Below are 1,075 nucleotides of genomic sequence, written 5' to 3'. Positions count from 1 at the left end.
GATAAGTGATGGACTCCAAAGCTGGTTCCGGGATTTCTGGATCGGCTTCATTTTCGATTTCATTGAAAAGCTCCAGTTGATCGGGATTGGTTTTTTCGCTCGAAATGCCGAATCTTTTTTGCTGTTGGAGACGAAACTGTTCTTCAAACCATTTTAGTTTGTTTACCAATTCGTTTTGGTTTTTCAGTTTCGCCTCTAACTCAGCGTTTTTGTTTTCAAGCACTTCCAAGCGTTTCAGAAGATTTTCAATTGTAGGGTCTTGAGTGGGGAAGTTCGTTGTCTTTTTCATAGATTCATTATACGACAAAAACAGCCGGATTTCTTCTATTATTTTATATGATTGTTCGGGCACTTACAGCTTGATGTGCCTGTTTCTGTTCAAGGGATAACCCATCAAGCAGCCATCGCAATTGACGGGGATTAATTTTCAATGGTGTCGAACTGTTTTCTGATGGCCACTGGAAAGTCCCTCTTTCCAAACGGCGATAATATAGCCAGAACCCATTGTGGGCCCAATGCAGGATTTTCAATTTATCGCGCTGACGGTTACAGAAAACGAAGAGACAGGGCGAGAAGGGATCAAGATCGAATTCCTCCCTTACGATAACGGCCAGGCCATCAATTGATTTCCTTAAATCTGTACTGCCTCGAGCGAGGTAAACGGAGTTTATGGCTGCCTCATTCAACATAACGTTTTCAACGTCCTTACAATATCAGCGAGGAACGTTGAATCAAAACCAGGGCGGACTTCTATGGATGCCTGGCCGATTTTAATCTCCATTGAGTCGTTCGCAGGTGGTTCGGTCACAACGACAGGTGTGAATTTGGATTTGGTGCTGCGGTTTCGTTTTGGACCTTTTATTTTTTTTAACCAGTACTTTAACTGATTAACGTTTAATTTATTAATTGCACACCAAGTAGCTTGGGTTTGGCCGCTTGATTCGTAATCCGCAATCCGCCGTTCCCATTCCATATGCAATTCTGTTTTTTCCATTTAGAAGCCTCCTCATTATTTATGAGAAGATTATCTCATGGCAATGACATGGAAACTAGGTGGGTGTAGTTTGACGCTTAC

Annotated in this window: 3 protein-coding genes; all 3 read right to left on the bottom strand. The window is 42.2% G+C overall.

Going from position 1 to position 1,075, the window contains the following annotated elements:
- Nucleotides 1-289: IS66 family transposase (locus JCM21738_RS21875; protein WP_031308599.1), on the bottom strand; the 289-nt coding region annotated here is incomplete at its 3' end.
- 43 nt (nucleotides 290-332) lie between these two features.
- Nucleotides 333-689, bottom strand: a complete 357-nt coding sequence (gene tnpB, locus JCM21738_RS21870) for an IS66 family insertion sequence element accessory protein TnpB (protein WP_023627820.1) — start codon at nucleotides 687-689, stop codon at nucleotides 333-335.
- A complete protein-coding gene (tnpA, locus tag JCM21738_RS21865) occupies nucleotides 683-994 on the bottom strand; it encodes an IS66 family insertion sequence element accessory protein TnpA (RefSeq protein WP_023627821.1) in 312 nt (103 codons plus the stop codon). Before tnpA ends, tnpB begins: the two co-directional genes overlap by 7 nt.
- Between the last annotated feature and the right edge of the window lie 81 nt (nucleotides 995-1,075).

The sequence above is a fragment of the Mesobacillus boroniphilus JCM 21738 genome (assembly GCF_000517385.1).
Classification (GTDB): domain Bacteria; phylum Bacillota; class Bacilli; order Bacillales; family Cytobacillaceae; genus Mesobacillus; species Mesobacillus boroniphilus.
This window is presented reverse-complemented; position numbering and strand designations above follow the sequence as displayed.

Coding starts and splice junctions, on each gene's coding strand:
- tnpB (WP_023627820.1), bottom strand. CDS start 689: ATGTTGAATGAGGCAGCCATAAACTCCGTTTACCTCGCTCGAGGCAGT.
- tnpA (WP_023627821.1), bottom strand. CDS start 994: ATGGAAAAAACAGAATTGCATATGGAATGGGAACGGCGGATTGCGGAT.